The sequence below is a fragment of the Niabella aurantiaca DSM 17617 genome (assembly GCF_000374125.1).
GTDB lineage: Bacteria > Bacteroidota > Bacteroidia > Chitinophagales > Chitinophagaceae > Niabella > Niabella aurantiaca.
On record NZ_KB893643.1, the window covers coordinates 168179 to 181574 of the forward strand.

The 13396-nt window shown below is 42.1% G+C and carries 24 protein-coding genes and 1 tRNA gene; 2 read left to right on the forward strand and 23 right to left on the reverse strand.

Going from position 1 to position 13396, the window contains the following annotated elements; all coding sequences use genetic code 11:
• Positions 1 to 22 precede the first annotated feature (22 nt).
• The 4 genes from B160_RS0117405 to B160_RS0117420 all read right to left on the reverse strand — a co-directional run bounded on the left by B160_RS0117405 (position 23) and on the right by B160_RS0117420 (position 1609).
• A complete protein-coding gene (locus B160_RS0117405) occupies positions 23 to 385 on the reverse strand; it encodes a hypothetical protein (protein ID WP_018629206.1) in 363 nt (120 codons plus the stop codon).
• A complete protein-coding gene (locus tag B160_RS29515; RefSeq protein ID WP_018629207.1) occupies positions 375 to 1064 on the reverse strand; it encodes an adenine nucleotide alpha hydrolase family protein in 690 nt (229 codons plus the stop codon). The genes B160_RS0117405 and B160_RS29515 overlap by 11 nt, the downstream gene beginning before the upstream one ends.
• Positions 1065 to 1092: 28 nt before the next feature.
• Positions 1093 to 1168: transfer RNA gene (locus B160_RS0117415), tRNA-Val, on the reverse strand.
• A gap of 3 nt (positions 1169 to 1171) precedes the next feature.
• A complete protein-coding gene (locus B160_RS0117420) occupies positions 1172 to 1609 on the reverse strand; it encodes a hypothetical protein (RefSeq protein WP_157558121.1) in 438 nt (145 codons plus the stop codon).
• 482 nt (positions 1610 to 2091) lie between these two features.
• Here B160_RS0117420 and B160_RS31755 point away from each other — a divergent pair, with 482 nt between their 5' ends.
• Positions 2092 to 2460, forward strand: coding sequence for a hypothetical protein (locus B160_RS31755; RefSeq protein ID WP_157558122.1), 369 nt, complete (start codon positions 2092 to 2094; stop codon positions 2458 to 2460).
• The gene (locus tag B160_RS0117430; protein WP_018629210.1) at positions 2453 to 3007 is read left to right on the forward strand and encodes a hypothetical protein; all 555 of its coding nucleotides are present in this window, start codon (positions 2453 to 2455) and stop codon (positions 3005 to 3007) included. Before B160_RS31755 ends, B160_RS0117430 begins: the two co-directional genes overlap by 8 nt.
• Before the next feature lie 186 nt (positions 3008 to 3193).
• On the opposite strand, the gene B160_RS32130 is transcribed toward B160_RS0117430, so the two are convergent.
• The 19 genes from B160_RS32130 to B160_RS0117545 form a co-directional block, all read right to left on the reverse strand.
• The gene (locus B160_RS32130) at positions 3194 to 3688 is read right to left on the reverse strand and encodes a hypothetical protein (RefSeq protein WP_018629211.1); all 495 of its coding nucleotides are present in this window, start codon (positions 3686 to 3688) and stop codon (positions 3194 to 3196) included.
• A gap of 4 nt (positions 3689 to 3692) precedes the next feature.
• Positions 3693 to 4019, reverse strand: a complete 327-nt coding sequence (locus tag B160_RS0117440; RefSeq protein ID WP_018629212.1) for a hypothetical protein — start codon at positions 4017 to 4019, stop codon at positions 3693 to 3695.
• Positions 4020 to 4058: 39 nt separating this feature from the next.
• On the reverse strand, positions 4059 to 4250 hold the full coding sequence (locus tag B160_RS0117445) for a hypothetical protein (protein ID WP_018629213.1): 192 nt from the start codon (positions 4248 to 4250) through the stop codon (positions 4059 to 4061).
• Positions 4247 to 4510: a hypothetical protein gene (locus B160_RS0117450; protein WP_051107200.1), complete on the reverse strand. Its 264-nt coding sequence runs from the start codon at positions 4508 to 4510 to the stop codon at positions 4247 to 4249. Before B160_RS0117450 ends, B160_RS0117445 begins: the two co-directional genes overlap by 4 nt.
• Before the next feature lie 49 nt (positions 4511 to 4559).
• Positions 4560 to 5081 (reverse strand): hypothetical protein, encoded by a 522-nt coding sequence (locus B160_RS0117460; RefSeq protein ID WP_018629215.1) that lies wholly within the window; start codon positions 5079 to 5081, stop codon positions 4560 to 4562.
• 2 nt (positions 5082 to 5083) lie between these two features.
• A complete protein-coding gene (locus B160_RS31760; RefSeq protein ID WP_018629216.1) occupies positions 5084 to 5581 on the reverse strand; it encodes a YopX family protein in 498 nt (165 codons plus the stop codon).
• Between the two features lie 114 nt (positions 5582 to 5695).
• Positions 5696 to 5872 (reverse strand): hypothetical protein, encoded by a 177-nt coding sequence (locus tag B160_RS31765; RefSeq protein ID WP_018629218.1) that lies wholly within the window; start codon positions 5870 to 5872, stop codon positions 5696 to 5698.
• Between the two features lie 10 nt (positions 5873 to 5882).
• Positions 5883 to 6092, reverse strand: a complete 210-nt coding sequence (locus B160_RS0117480) for a hypothetical protein (protein WP_018629219.1) — start codon at positions 6090 to 6092, stop codon at positions 5883 to 5885.
• Between the two features lie 31 nt (positions 6093 to 6123).
• On the reverse strand, positions 6124 to 6489 hold the full coding sequence (locus tag B160_RS0117485; RefSeq protein WP_018629220.1) for a dATP/dGTP pyrophosphohydrolase domain-containing protein: 366 nt from the start codon (positions 6487 to 6489) through the stop codon (positions 6124 to 6126).
• A gap of 41 nt (positions 6490 to 6530) precedes the next feature.
• Positions 6531 to 6782 (reverse strand): hypothetical protein, encoded by a 252-nt coding sequence (locus B160_RS31180; protein WP_018629221.1) that lies wholly within the window; start codon positions 6780 to 6782, stop codon positions 6531 to 6533.
• Positions 6772 to 7086: a helix-turn-helix domain-containing protein gene (locus B160_RS29530; RefSeq protein WP_018629222.1), complete on the reverse strand. Its 315-nt coding sequence runs from the start codon at positions 7084 to 7086 to the stop codon at positions 6772 to 6774. The genes B160_RS31180 and B160_RS29530 overlap by 11 nt, the downstream gene beginning before the upstream one ends.
• A 214-nt stretch (positions 7087 to 7300) precedes the next feature.
• On the reverse strand, positions 7301 to 7747 hold the full coding sequence (locus B160_RS29535; protein ID WP_018629223.1) for a hypothetical protein: 447 nt from the start codon (positions 7745 to 7747) through the stop codon (positions 7301 to 7303).
• The gene (locus B160_RS0117505) at positions 7744 to 8082 is read right to left on the reverse strand and encodes a hypothetical protein (RefSeq protein WP_018629224.1); all 339 of its coding nucleotides are present in this window, start codon (positions 8080 to 8082) and stop codon (positions 7744 to 7746) included. Before B160_RS0117505 ends, B160_RS29535 begins: the two co-directional genes overlap by 4 nt.
• Positions 8075 to 8548 (reverse strand): hypothetical protein, encoded by a 474-nt coding sequence (locus B160_RS0117510; RefSeq protein ID WP_018629225.1) that lies wholly within the window; start codon positions 8546 to 8548, stop codon positions 8075 to 8077. The genes B160_RS0117505 and B160_RS0117510 overlap by 8 nt, the downstream gene beginning before the upstream one ends.
• Positions 8549 to 8555: 7 nt before the next feature.
• The gene (locus B160_RS0117515; RefSeq protein ID WP_018629226.1) at positions 8556 to 9107 is read right to left on the reverse strand and encodes a hypothetical protein; all 552 of its coding nucleotides are present in this window, start codon (positions 9105 to 9107) and stop codon (positions 8556 to 8558) included.
• Positions 9104 to 9850 (reverse strand): DNA cytosine methyltransferase, encoded by a 747-nt coding sequence (locus tag B160_RS29540; RefSeq protein WP_018629227.1) that lies wholly within the window; start codon positions 9848 to 9850, stop codon positions 9104 to 9106. The genes B160_RS0117515 and B160_RS29540 overlap by 4 nt, the downstream gene beginning before the upstream one ends.
• Positions 9851 to 9935: 85 nt before the next feature.
• The gene (locus B160_RS0117530) at positions 9936 to 10442 is read right to left on the reverse strand and encodes a helix-turn-helix domain-containing protein (protein ID WP_018629229.1); all 507 of its coding nucleotides are present in this window, start codon (positions 10440 to 10442) and stop codon (positions 9936 to 9938) included.
• A 180-nt stretch (positions 10443 to 10622) separates the two neighbouring features.
• Positions 10623 to 13184, reverse strand: coding sequence for a bifunctional DNA primase/polymerase (locus tag B160_RS0117540; RefSeq protein ID WP_018629231.1), 2562 nt, complete (start codon positions 13182 to 13184; stop codon positions 10623 to 10625).
• On the reverse strand, positions 13184 to 13396 hold the full coding sequence (locus B160_RS0117545) for a hypothetical protein (protein WP_018629232.1): 213 nt from the start codon (positions 13394 to 13396) through the stop codon (positions 13184 to 13186). The genes B160_RS0117540 and B160_RS0117545 overlap by 1 nt, the downstream gene beginning before the upstream one ends.

Sequence of the window (13396 nt, forward strand, 5' to 3'; positions counted from 1 at the left end):
GATTTATTGGTTAAGAAATATGTTACAATGTCATATCCTTTAATTTGCTATTAACCTTAAACGATCCCGGAGGATTTTTGTCTGGAGTTGTTATTTCAATTCCCAGTTTCTTTGCCAGGGCTTTCCCGTCAATGTACTGCTTGTCAGACGGGTTTATCCCTAACTTATTAAAGAACTCTGTCAGCTGCTTTGAATTATTAAACGTCACTACTGTGAAGTAATTGGCATCCACATTGTCCTTGAACTTATCGCGTTCAGCCTTAGCCTTAGCTGAATATTCCATCACCTCTTCCAGGCTATCCTGCTCAATGTTGCCCGGGTTACCTTCGGATTTCTTTACAGGGGCTTTCTTTGATATTTTGTTATTTGAGTAATTAATAGCCATATCTTTTCAATTCTACGTCAATTAATGGGAATAATTGTTTCAGTTTTTCATAATCATTCGGGAAATTATCCTTTAATGGCTTAATAAACCTGAAATCCAACCCGTCAAACGACTTTCCCCAAATCTTATAGTCAACAGGAAGTTTAATACCCGAATCCTCTATTTCCTGAACGAGCTTTTCCATATTCCAGTCGTAAACAGGGTAAAACGTTTGTCGTTTATCGTTCACAGCCCCATACATCATTATTGCCCGCCGCCTATTGAGTGAATCCGATGATCTGACCCCGATTGCCGTGTAAACATTCTGATCAATGCCTAAATCTTCTTTAATCATTGTATTTACATCATCATTATCAAAATTAGGAAGCCCCATTTTTTTTATCACCGCCCAATTTAGCTTATCCTGGAATAACCCACTGTTGAGGTGCTTGTAAAGCATCTGGTTCGGCACCCGGTAAATATGTGTCCCCATTACCCCCTCATAGTATTCCAGCGACTTGTTTATAAAATCCAAATCAGGGTGTAGGTAATGGTAAATCGGAATAATGGTATGAAAGTAACGTTTCAGCTGGATATAAGAAGCTATTGCGTCCTTTCCGCATGAAAAGCGAAGCAACGTAATACCACTCTGTCGTTCAGCCATTAACTGACATAGTTCTTTTGAGTTTTTGTACTCCATCAAGAATTAAAATTTTCAAATAACAATTTGGTTGCGGGGGCAGTAATCGAAACTGCGATTTCCTCTTAGTCGGAGAGGCGAGATAACCACTTCTCTACCCCGCGATATTAAAGATCAAATAAAGTCTGCTGACAGGGTTCAGTGTATCCTAACTTAAAAAACACCTCATCAGCCAATTTTCGTAAATCACTATCTTTTGTAGTCAGGTTTAGCCTGACCGCCTTAAATGCGTCTGAAAAGTTCGGCGGCTGCATGTGTAGCAGCTCACACATCCGCTCTCCAAATCCTACAAACTTTAGCGCCTTATCATCGCTCTTGTACGCTTGGGGGTAAAACACTTTAAACGCTAATGCAATAAACAACCACCGATCATCGCCTTTTAAATCCGAAATAGTCCCATACTTACCCTCAAACCGTTCTTTCAAGAACCTCAAACTATCAAACCTATAAGCCGCATCCATTGCGTTTAGCTTGCTAATTGCCGCCGCAGCTTCAACCGGGTTACTTCTGTACCACATCTTCAGCGCCGCTGTGCTTTTTGACATCTTTAACCCGCCTATCTTCAAAGCTTGAATGTTTTACGTGCAAAATACAAATTATTTATTCAATAATCAAACTTATTATTTTTATAACTTCTAATAGTCATTAATGGCTAAATTGATTGTATTGGGGTACAGGGGCCTTATTTTTGCCTCGTGTTACCTGATTTGTACAATAAATACGACTTATTAAAGCATGTAGGCTTAACCCGTCATCAGTTCGACAAGATGAAAGATGAGGATATTGCCAGGGAGTTTATGTGGGCGGGCTTTGTGGCAGATACTAAGAAAAAGGATAAACAAACTGCTATGTCGCTCTATTGGATCGGCATGCAGGCGGCCTGGAAGGCAAAATGGGAGCCGCACCGGTGGGCTACATTATTTGAACGGGTGTTAATCATACTTAGAAAAAACAAAAACTATGAGATTGAACTACAGGTACTGGATGATGTTATTCCCCGGTTCGCTTATCTCGCAAAATATCACAAATGGGAATCGCGAAGAGAAAAAGTAAAACAGCTCATTCAGAAAAAATCTGGAATAAAAGGATTTTTGAACTTGTTGCTGAGCGTGTTTCCCTAACCCGCGAACCCGAAAAGGAAATCTTTGCCCTGATTGGTCTTGAGGCCTCTAATGCTCACGCTGTCCGCAACGGGAAGCAGTCCTTTACAGTAGATCAGATTGTTTCTGCTGCGCGGCTCTTTGGGGTTTCACTGGATTGGATCGCAGGCATTATAGACACTCGAAACACCGTAAATATCCCGCTATCGAATCAACTTATAGACATCATAGCCAAAGAAGTGAAAAATCAAATTAGCGATCATTTTGCAACAAAAAACCATAACTCAAATGCCTAAAAAAGAGACTGAAATAATAAATACCTGGGACGACATTGTAAAGGACTGGGAACTACTCCCATTAGAAACATTAATATTTATATTTACCCAGGCAAAAGATCGGTATGAAGAACTTTTATCCGAATCTGAATCAATAACCAACAAAACATTTTTCTTCATTAAAACGACGACCGCATCCTCTATTGCCGCAACGGTTTACTTTCTCAAAACCCCTTCGTATCACAGATTTATATGGATTGCAGCAATTCTCTTTGTGGTAACATTTTCAATTTATATTTATCTACTTTCACCTAAAAAAGTGATTTACAGGGGGTCTTCCCCAAAAGAAATTTTCATTTCCTATTTAGACAACAAATCGTATGCTACGGAAGAAAAAACTAAATTAGCTTATTACCACGAATTAATACGATACCAGGACAGAATTGAAAGTATGACTGGGAGAAATGATGAGAGAAACATGTGGTACAAAATAGCATTGGTTCTCTCGGTGTCTATATTCATCTTGTTTACAAGTATGCTTATTTCGTCTATTTTGCGCCTTTCGTAGAAGTGTTTGTTGTATTCGGTTTGGTCGTCCCTGTTTCTTTCGCCATATTTTTGTATATTTTCTGTCCACAATGTCAGGCACCCGCCAGACAATTGTCGCTACAAAGATAAATAATTTTGAATACAAACAAAAACCAGCGGTAGAAACCGCCGGTCTCCATTAATCATACTTAAAAAACCAAAGAATTCAATATTCTTTTATCTCCCAAACGCCTTTCACCAGCTTCACAACCTTTAAAGGGAAAGGATACATTGCTGCTACTGCGCGTATTTTCACGAGTGCATCATCAGTCATCCATCCTTTTGTTTCGTGTAATTCCAATGAGCGATCGGCCATCATAACCAGGAAGTCGGGCCTATAAAAACAGTTGTCACCTATTCTTAGGTTAATCGCCTCAAACCAGTAATTCTGAATCACCCCGGCACGCTTCTCTAACTCCAGATGATCACGGTATAGGGCCTCCGTTTTATTCATTTTCCCGGTCTTCAGTCTCCCCAAGGCGAAAGATGCAATTTTGAATTTTCCGGAATTTCCGGAATCTCCACCCGGAATTATCGGAATTTGAGGGGAATTACCCGCTTTTTCGGAAGCGACCGCCGGAATACCCGGAATTTTCGGGGGTATTTGCCCACTCTTGGCGTTGAAGGCGTCGACATCCGCCCGGGTCCATCTGGTGTTCATAGTCTTAATTGTTTTCAGCCTCCCATTCCTCTCTTGTCGCATGGATGACTTTGCCTTTTGTTATCGCCTCATACTCTTCTTTCATGACGCAGAAATTATTCGGCATCTTGTACTTAATATATCCCGCCAGACTTTCGCCACACCACATGAACGTCGCGGGATGATCAAACCATTCCCGGTACAACCGGTCGAAAACCTTCGGGTCCGTAATGTCAGTAACCAGCGTAAAAACACCATTCACATCCATTGTATATTCGGCCAACCTGGTAACCGGCGGCTTTGCCACGGTGTTTTTTGTTGTCGTGTGAGACCTTTTGCGTTTCTTACTCATTTTACCTTTTTAAACAGGGCGCATGCCCGGTCAGTTACTTTAATTTATTTTCAAACTTGCCAGTTTGTCCGTATACAAACTCTTGATCTCTTTACATAGGGCTAAGGCGATGTTGGCTACCTGATCATGATCGCCATCCTTATGCAGTCTCATTATCTTGGCATGGGCGTTTCCGTACTCGCGGATTGTTTTTAACAAGTATTCAATATGCTCCGCCTCATCTATTGTCATAAATACCTCCTTTTTAATTTGTCCTGAAGATTTTCAACCAATAATTCCAATTCAGATATATGCGCTTTCATTTTCTCCACCTGCTCCTTGAAGGCCTTACGCTCGAAACCAGCCCACGTAACCGGCCTTTTGTCGCACACACAGTCTTCGATTTTATCAATATAGTCCCCAGTACCACACCCAGGAATCAGTATCTTTTCCCCTTTATCGTAGATATAGTGGCAGCGCATCATCTCCTTTTCCCTTTTATCACCGCCCATCCAACCCCGGCCGAATAAAAGGCCAGGAAGGCGGTTAGAATTATTGTTGTCATGGCCGGTATCTCAGTTTTTCATTTTGAAAATACAGGCCTGGAATGTCTTTTAGTTTTTTATTAAAGTCGTCGATCAGCGCTTCCATCTTAGATGGCAATTCGCCATCTTCTGTTGATTGATCACTCCAATATTCATAATCCAGAGGGATAAATGGCTTTCTTTCTGCGGCATACAGATACATGTCTTCCATTTCCAAATCGTTATCCTCCAGATACTCTTCCAAATCGCCTTCATCCCAAAAGAAATGATTATCATCGTCACAAATCGGGAATTCGCTCGTAGTGGGAAGGGCCATGTACCGCTCCCGAGCCTTCTTTGACCGGCAACTAAAGCAGTCACCTCCTTTGTATTCAGAATCATTTATGCCACAGGTTTTGCACTTAGTGTGAGTGATATTATCGTAAATAGCCCTATCCTTAAAATAGTGAGCGTATATTTTACCATTAGGGGCTTTAAGGCAGTCCAATTTTACAGGCTCCAAAACCACGTCTTCCGGGTATATTTTCTTCGATTCCATAATTAATGTTTTAAAAGCTCATTATTCTCATGAATGTTGCCAGCCCGATGTAACTTTTCAATATCATCTGGTTCAATATTGAAAGGCATCATTCTATCAAGATGCTCAATTCCGGTATCAATGTATTCGTCCTTTTCTGAAATCGATAGCAAAGAGAACATTGCCCATTCGTTTATCCAGGTAACAACAAAATAGTTGCGCTCATCTCCGTGATCCTGTTCTATTTCTTCAAAGAATATATCCCCCTCAAAGATCATTTTACCGTTCTTGTCCTTTAAGCCGGTGTACTGGCCCACTGTTTCGGGCATGACTTCAATTATGTTTCCACAGTCCTCCAGATCTTCCCAGCATTCGTAGTCATTCAAACGGGCGATAATCTCAACGGTGGCCACACCCGGCGAATCGGTCAGCTCAGATTTTACCCACAGGTTATTTACCAGGCATCCGTAAACCCATTCGCCGTTATCTACCCGCTTCCCCCGGAATATGTATTCTCTCATTTCTTTCTATTTTTAATAAACCAATAAACGATACCGTTGATCAGGCCGCCAATGAGGCCTATAATGATTGCTTCTGTCATTTTCATTTATCGCCCTTCCGGGCCGGTTGATCGTTTAAAATTCTCCCCATTTAGGCAGTTCCGACCAAGACAGATCGGGTTGCAACTCTTTTCCATCAGACAGCCTGATAATAGTTAATACACCGGATGACAGCCCTGCTAAATCATCGTCTGTGTATGTGTCAGTAATATAGTGCTGCCCATCTTCGAATGTGATAATATATTTTTCCATAAATAGTTGTTTAATATTCCAAAACCTGATTTATCATATCTCTTATTGCTGTTAACTCCTTGCGATTTACGTTGAAATAAACTTCCTCGCCGGGGTCGTCCTCGTCGATAGCAACGGTCACCTGCACTTGGCTGCAATCGTTTTGAATTGTTACCTTATAGTCCCCCTGATCATCAAAGGAGGTGAAGATTGTCTGATGCTTTGTTTTTTCTACTCTCATATACTTTTATTTGTGGCCGTATCCGGGTTAATTATCTACAAAACTCATCTTCAGCCCACTGGTCAAACGTTCGCCCTTGGTCGTCTCTGGGTTCATTGTCTATGTGATTCACGACGCCCCGTTCGTCCGGTTTACCCCACTTTCGGTTAAGGTTTTTCTGAAACTTTTTATCAATGAAATCAACGATATCATCGTAGCTCATTCCGGCTTTATAAGCGGCGCCAAACAGAAGAAAGAAGGCGTCAGCGAATTCCTCCCGAGGGTCGCCCATTATCATTACTTCGTCTTCTATTTCCCTGATCTCATCTTTTAGATGGGCTAAACGGGAATGCACTGTTGAATCAGGGAATGTTTTGTCTTGCCATTCTGTAATGGCTAAAAATTGTTCATGTGTCATATTCTATTTTTAATTGTCAAGTATTACTTGACGGTTGGTGATTAATGTTCAAACCCTTCAATATCAAACTGCTGTTTGCATTTTGGGCATTCAACCTCGTAAGTGCTATCAATCCCATCGGACGGAAAACTCGGCATATAATTCTCCCACCATTCACGATCCCAATAATCATCCAGATGTTTGTCGCAGTGAGGGCAATAGACGCTGTATGAGATCGAAATATTGCCGGTTGTTTTTGGCACAACCCCTCCGGTGCGCTGGCTGTCATTAATGTGTTGCTGATTATCGGCCATAAACAATACTTTTAGCTTTTAAAAACTCGATTTCATGCTCCAAATCCGAAACCCGTTCTTCCAGGGTCTTTTTCATGGGCACCGGCATTACACGCTGATCATCTTTGATATACCCGGCATCGATCAGCAGATCCTCAACATTAGTGCTATACAGCTTTGCGAGCACATACAATGCCTGTGCGCTGGGATGCTTTATTTTGCCTGTTTCTAACTGTGACAGATAGGCATTGCTCAATCCGGTAGCTTCTTCGACTTGCCGCAGCGTTAAGCCCGATCTGTTGCGTAGAACTCTAAGTTGTATCATTCTCCACCTCCTTCCTTTTTTAAGTGTGTGAATTTTTGTTCCCACACAATACCCGTTCCCCTACAGGACCTACACTGCTCAGGTGTTGCATCAGAAGAACTGCTCCATTGTCCAGAAACCTGACGATAGAAACCATTCGGTACCGTTCCTGTTCCGCTACATATCGGGCAACAATGAGGCTTACTTTCACTTACCAAAGTCATTTTTTGACTGCTCATTTTGATTGCTTTATTTGGTTGATTATTTCGCCTTCTGAATACATATAATCTATTCCGATCGTTTCTACTTCGGTAGTGCCAAAAAGATCTTCCAGGCAGAATATCTCTCCGTTATCAAATCCTTTTCTTGCCATTCTTATTGCTTCTATCACCTGCCCCTCCGTATACATCCCCGCCACCTTCCCAGCGGCATATTCGGCTGCCCGGGTGTTGAGGTATTTTTGAATGGCTTTTGCACCATACTCTTCGGCGATGTAATCACTAAGCAACCCGCTCACTTCATCCAGTGGAAATGCTTCGCCCTGTTCCTGAATGCGGGCGGCGTGGTAGGCTTCGGCATACTCCTGCATAGCCTGGCCAACGGCGTTAGAGTAATTATCTGGATTAAGTCCCGCGGACCTCCATATGTGCTTTCTTTCTTCCATTAATTCTGTAGTGTTCATCGCTTTGATTTTAATTGTTGTTCGATCTCGATTGCCTTATCAGCAACACCTCTCCATATTTCCCACATCTGACGGTAGTCACTGCCTTGAAACTGGTTTGCCATATGCTTATCCATAGAAAGAATGTGATCGGCCAGATACATAAGTCTTAAAAGGTTTGTTTTACCTTCCTGAAGTTTTGCGGCGTGGTAGGCTTCGGCTACCTGATCATAATGAAACTCGCGTTGATGAAAAGGAGTGTCTGATATAAAGTGATCCCAATCCGGATAATTTGGGTAATGCTCCTTTGCGTATTCATCCTTTACCTGCTGTAGCAGGTCTGTTTGTTTATCCATTGTCTTTGAATTTTTTAAATACATAAATTCTTTCCAGGTCCAGTACCTTATCCTGGGCTGATGGCATGCTTATTTCCAATTCCTTGTACTTTTCTTTTATCTTGCCTAAGTGGGCGTTAATGTTGTCATCGGAAATTGAATAACCGGCAGCTTCTATGGCTGAATCGAATGATTCCGATGCAGTAATATCTCCGTTCCAACCACCAATCCTGTAGTCAATGTAGTATTCACCTGTCTCAAACCACTCTACCAACTCGTCAAAATCCTCCTGGTGCATTTCTGATAGACTCCCCACCAATTCGTACCCCTTTGGGAAATACCAGACCTTTTGCCGGCCAATGTGCTCACCATGCACAGATGTTGATGTATGAGGACCGAGGGCTGATTTGTCACCAATGGTCCAACCTTCCGGTATTTCCGCAAGAAGCACCGGTACGGGTAGGTTATTTAATTCAGCTGTTTTCATCTTTTTGTCATTTCTTCTCCTTTGATTCGTAAAACAAAAATGGTTTCTTAAATACGGTTTCCTCTTCGGCCTGCCAGGCTTGATGCCGCGATCGGTTAAGCTGATTTGAAAAAGAATCCCTAACCAGCAGCTCCATTCCTCCTATAAGACATGAGGCCTTAGGTGGTTTATCTCCCAACGGGTTCCGCAGATTCACGTTTGCACGCACCAAAGACTCCAACGACCAACGCGCAATAGAAAACCCAGGACCTCCATTGTTCTCTGGGAAGTAGTTTTTATACTGTATACCAGGATTTCGGCAGACAGAATACGACGATTCAACAATCAGTTCCGCCACCTCCTCCGGAACTTCTCCCAGCTTACCGGCGGGGAGCCAGGTGCCGGGATTAATGGGCTCCTTGCAATACAATGGTATATTGTGCCCAGTTCCATTTAAAACATATGATATCCAGGGCCATTTAGTTTCTTCATCGAACTCAAGGATAACGTTCTTTACGCCCGCCGGAAGATCCACGATCAGCACGCGGGCCTTTTCTGTTTCAATTAATTTGTGTTTCATGAATAAAGTTTTTCGTATTGATTAATGGCGCTGAATATGGCCTCCGGTATCTGGCGAACAACCGCATTACCACACCCACCTAACCTTTTAACAACGTCCAGTCTTTTGGGAGCCCCATCATCCACTCTGAAAATCGGGGGTTCGCTATAGCCTTGTTGAAATCGTAGAAAAGGATGGCATTGTGTATCCAATGCATCCGCTTTGACACTCTTTTCAATGCAGCCTGCTTTGACACTGTGTAGTATGCCTTTCCATCTGTGTGAAGAGGGGTAGGCAAGTACCCACAGGCGCTTCCTGATGTGCGGCATTCCAAAGTCGGAAGCTGATATAATTTCCCATTCTGCATTATACCCGATTTCGGAAAGGTCATAAAGGACTTGCTCGAACCCTCTTTTAAGGAGCAAAGGTGAATTTTCAATAAGGATGTATCCAGGATGAATCTCTTTGATACCTCGCGCATACTCACTCCAAAGTCCGCTTCTTGATGCGTAAATCCCCCCCCCAAGCCCCGATGCTGAAATGTCCTGGCATGGGAATCCTCCCGAAATAATGTCAATTGCTCCATCATAATCTTTAAAATTTACCGTCTTAATATCCCCGTGTTGCCTGCATTCAGGAAAGTGATGGCTTGTGAGCCTATTACACCAATCATCTATTTCAACCGACATCACGTTATCCCATCCTACATTGCGGGCTGCCAGTTGAAAACACCCAATCCCGTTGAAAAATGCCGCGTGCCTCATTTCTTCCTATTTACCTCCGCCACTATACCGGTAATCAAACCGATCATAGCAATCGCGGAGAGGGTTAAAAAAAGGGTTGTAGGGGTCATGACACAACTGTAAATAATTTAATAAAGTCAACTTTGTTAAGTTGTATTTCTATCTCATCCCCGTTCGTGATAAAAAACCGGCTTGCATTCCCACAAATGGATCTAAACTTGGCAAGCGTCATAGGTCCGGATGACAATTCCTTTATTTTATTTTTGTGCCTATCGTAGATTTCAAATAGGTTATTTATGTGGTAAACCACCTTGTAGGCCCTGTCTATTGCTGATATATCAATATCTGAGAATCTACCAAGTATTTCCATGGCTTTTGCATCCCCTGTCTGAACGAGCTCAGAAACTCGTCTTATGCCATGTATTACAGTTGTATGGTCCACATTGAACATCCGACTTAGCTCAGACTTGTTTAATCCGTAGTACTTATACAGGTAATAATGTGATACCTGCCTGGCTAAAGGGGCGTCCCCTCTCCTTGTTGTACTGTTTACGTCATCAAAAGGAACGCCAGCTGCGTCTGCTGCTCTTTTATAAATACTTTGCACTGTCATATTATGATTTTTTATTGTAACTGATGTAATCGATATGTAATCGATTTTGTAACCCATTTCTCATTGATAATCAACTCCGTAACCGATGTAACCGTTTTTTTGAGAAAAATTTTCTATTTTTTATTTTTCTATTTTTTATTTTATATAAAAGGGTAGAGTGCGAAAAAAGCGTTACATCGGTTACACGGTTACAAAGTCAATACTGGACTGCGTTTCAGCTGTAACCGAAATGCCATTCCCTGCGTCTAAACCCATATATAATCGGTTACCATCCTCCCGAACCTTCTTTTCAACCAGTTTCAATGAGAAATTTTCTGAACAGGTTTTAACAGCCTTTTTAAATCTTTTCATTGAATACTCCTTTCCATCCACTCCTGATATTGTCAAAAACTCTTCCCTTAGGTCAGATACTTTTTGAAGCTTAGAGCAACCATTTGCTGAATAATCCTCAAACCAGCTTACAAACTCTTCACCCCATTGTGATTTTAGTTTCTTTAATTTATAATTCCTCGACTGCTTCAAATCAACAATTCCATTTTTTAAATAATACCGGATGCAGAAGAACATAAAATTGTAAAACCGGTTCCACTCGTCATTATCCCAGTCGTCAAAGAGAAGGTGCCCAAATTCATCGAGCGGCGTTTTGTCCGGGCTGAAGTAGCTGGCAAACTCGATGATCTTAAGCCGCCGCTTGCTATGGTTCGAATTATCATTTACGGCATAATTAGTGGTCACCAGCAGCTTGGGGCTATCTTTGTAGGGTATAAATAGCTCATCCTGGTTTTTTTTCTCGATGGTCGCTCCCTCGGTGATCAGGTTATACAGTGCCTGGAAATCGAAATTATGGATCACGTCTTGCAGAATCACAGCCCTTGTGTTCAATTTTATCCGCTGGTAGGCGAAATTTTTCTTATTTGGACTGAAAGTTTTACCATCGATGGTAACCACCGGCATCATGTGTTCAAATGCCTTTGTGAATATCCCCTTACCGGTTCCGCCGCCCTTACTTTCATCTTCCGTCTCTTCGCCCAAAATAACGGCATACGGCCGGGCCGGATCCTTGTACTTATGGAGAACATACCCGATCAGAGATATGGCCTGTAAAAGCCTGTTTTGGTCATCTCCGGTAATTTTTTCGACAAACAGGGAGAACTCACACTCATTATCATCATCCTGGGAAATATCAACGTTAAAATCGATCAGGTCGCTATCCCATATCACTTTGTGAATCCCCCCGTGATTAAACAGCTTAATTTCATCTTTTGTGATCCGGACAATTCCGTTCCGGTACGGAATAAAGCACTCCGTTTTCGTATCCTTTAAAAAATCAATATTGATCGGCTTAAGGAACTCAAAAAGGCTGTCTGAGAAAATATCCCTACTGTGGTATATCTTCTCCAAAAGGTTTTCCTCAGTGTATTCTACTCCTTCGATACCTAAATCTTTCACATACCCCTCAATGTGCTTTTTAATCCGCTCGGTCGTTGTTTCTTCCAGGATATTGTCCACGCATTTGACAATTTTGAATATTGGTGACCCCTTGTCGTAGAAAAATAAGCCAAATCCCTGCGCGTTCAAGAACTCCACAAACCGGGTATACACCAATGATAGCTTTTCAGATTCTTTATCCCAGAACCAAAAATCATCCGTTTCGTCATCCTTATTCAAAGATTTGATCACCTGTTTCGCAGCCTCTGGAGTCATATTATTGTCCAGCGCTACCCGTTGGGCTATTCTGTCGTCATCCAACCCCTGGTCCTGCATCCGGGCAATATCCCTACGGACCGATTTATTTAGCTTCTTAAACGGCTCTCCGTAGCCCATTTCAAGGAGTTTTTTTGCAGCGACCTTCCAGTCGTTACCACATTCAAGCATCGCAAACACCGCGGAGGGCTTATAACCCTTATTGGGTTCAAATTCAGAAGAGGTGGTAAAAACGCTGAAAAGGTTCATTTCGCGGTTAAAATCACCACTGCTTTTTGATGTTGTTTCCCCGGGGCGAAGGACCACTACTTTTTTTTCATTCTCTTTTACCGTTTTCCATCCGTGCGAATTAAGCAGTCCTACTATATCCCCCCTGTCATTATAATCACTGAATGGCGACTTCTGGAACGGCTTCTTTTCCGTGTAGTCGTGGTGCTTGTATTCCTCAATGACTTTATTAAATGATCGCGCTATTTCAAGTATCACCCGGCGTTCATCTTCCGATATCTCTGGAATAGACCCGATATCTCCCTGAGTAAACTTATATCCGGTTGTTGGCGGCGCTATCACATACCCGGACTGCCCCCTGGTCTCAATCAACACTTTCACTTTCTCATGCGGGTTTTTAGCCTTTTCTTCATCTGTGGTAAATCGCTGGGCCAGCTTTTTATTTCCTTCGATAACTGGGCACCGGTAGTAAATGTGATATCCATTGCCTTTTGTCTTTGCGATTACCAGGCGTTGAGCCAAATCAGAATTTGCGTCTGTTATTTCCTGTATGTAGTCCTGGAATAATGATTTCGTAGTATCATACTTACAATCAATATCGATCACTTCAAGGTTTCCTGAAAGTCTACCACACAGTACAGCGATACCTTCTGTTTTGTGGTGCCCAAACATTTCCTTCAGATCATCATCGGTTGCAAAATTCAACTCATATTTTTTCCATGGCAGGACGGCTCTCTTATTTGCATCAGTCGCAATAACACTAACGCCGGACTTAATATATTCTTTCGCTATTTCTATTCTCTTACTCATTACAGTGCGTTAAACTCTTTCTCCAGTTCATTTTTCATCTTTATCAATCCCTTCTTTGTAAAAGCGGTTATGTCCGCTCTTATCTGCTCTCTCAATGGAACATCCAACTTATCCAACACTTTGTCATCTATTGTGTCATGAGTTATTACGCACTCTATAATATTTATCCGGCGAAGAATATCCTGCGCCTTGTAAAAGTCCTCCTGCTTCAT

Bases quoted from the DNA above. Each gene is read 5' to 3' on its own strand.
- B160_RS0117405 (WP_018629206.1), bottom strand. From the start codon at position 385: ATGGCTATTAATTACTCAAATAACAAAATATCAAAGAAAGCCCCTGTA.
- B160_RS29515 (WP_018629207.1), bottom strand. From the start codon at position 1,064: ATGGAGTACAAAAACTCAAAAGAACTATGTCAGTTAATGGCTGAACGA.
- B160_RS0117420 (WP_157558121.1), bottom strand. From the start codon at position 1,609: ATGTCAAAAAGCACAGCGGCGCTGAAGATGTGGTACAGAAGTAACCCG.
- B160_RS31755 (WP_157558122.1), top strand. From the start codon at position 2,092: ATGGGAATCGCGAAGAGAAAAAGTAAAACAGCTCATTCAGAAAAAATC.
- B160_RS0117430 (WP_018629210.1), top strand. From the start codon at position 2,453: ATGCCTAAAAAAGAGACTGAAATAATAAATACCTGGGACGACATTGTA.
- B160_RS32130 (WP_018629211.1), bottom strand. From the start codon at position 3,688: ATGAACACCAGATGGACCCGGGCGGATGTCGACGCCTTCAACGCCAAG.
- B160_RS0117440 (WP_018629212.1), bottom strand. From the start codon at position 4,019: ATGAGTAAGAAACGCAAAAGGTCTCACACGACAACAAAAAACACCGTG.
- B160_RS0117445 (WP_018629213.1), bottom strand. From the start codon at position 4,250: ATGACAATAGATGAGGCGGAGCATATTGAATACTTGTTAAAAACAATC.
- B160_RS0117450 (WP_051107200.1), bottom strand. From the start codon at position 4,510: ATGGGCGGTGATAAAAGGGAAAAGGAGATGATGCGCTGCCACTATATC.
- B160_RS0117460 (WP_018629215.1), bottom strand. From the start codon at position 5,081: ATGGAATCGAAGAAAATATACCCGGAAGACGTGGTTTTGGAGCCTGTA.
- B160_RS31760 (WP_018629216.1), bottom strand. From the start codon at position 5,581: ATGAGAGAATACATATTCCGGGGGAAGCGGGTAGATAACGGCGAATGG.
- B160_RS31765 (WP_018629218.1), bottom strand. From the start codon at position 5,872: ATGGAAAAATATATTATCACATTCGAAGATGGGCAGCACTATATTACT.
- B160_RS0117480 (WP_018629219.1), bottom strand. From the start codon at position 6,092: ATGAGAGTAGAAAAAACAAAGCATCAGACAATCTTCACCTCCTTTGAT.
- B160_RS0117485 (WP_018629220.1), bottom strand. From the start codon at position 6,489: ATGACACATGAACAATTTTTAGCCATTACAGAATGGCAAGACAAAACA.
- B160_RS31180 (WP_018629221.1), bottom strand. From the start codon at position 6,782: ATGGCCGATAATCAGCAACACATTAATGACAGCCAGCGCACCGGAGGG.
- B160_RS29530 (WP_018629222.1), bottom strand. From the start codon at position 7,086: ATGATACAACTTAGAGTTCTACGCAACAGATCGGGCTTAACGCTGCGG.
- B160_RS29535 (WP_018629223.1), bottom strand. From the start codon at position 7,747: ATGAACACTACAGAATTAATGGAAGAAAGAAAGCACATATGGAGGTCC.
- B160_RS0117505 (WP_018629224.1), bottom strand. From the start codon at position 8,082: ATGGATAAACAAACAGACCTGCTACAGCAGGTAAAGGATGAATACGCA.
- B160_RS0117510 (WP_018629225.1), bottom strand. From the start codon at position 8,548: ATGAAAACAGCTGAATTAAATAACCTACCCGTACCGGTGCTTCTTGCG.
- B160_RS0117515 (WP_018629226.1), bottom strand. From the start codon at position 9,107: ATGAAACACAAATTAATTGAAACAGAAAAGGCCCGCGTGCTGATCGTG.
- B160_RS29540 (WP_018629227.1), bottom strand. From the start codon at position 9,850: ATGAGGCACGCGGCATTTTTCAACGGGATTGGGTGTTTTCAACTGGCA.
- B160_RS0117530 (WP_018629229.1), bottom strand. From the start codon at position 10,442: ATGACAGTGCAAAGTATTTATAAAAGAGCAGCAGACGCAGCTGGCGTT.
- B160_RS0117540 (WP_018629231.1), bottom strand. From the start codon at position 13,184: ATGAGTAAGAGAATAGAAATAGCGAAAGAATATATTAAGTCCGGCGTT.
- B160_RS0117545 (WP_018629232.1), bottom strand. From the start codon at position 13,396: ATGAAGCAGGAGGACTTTTACAAGGCGCAGGATATTCTTCGCCGGATA.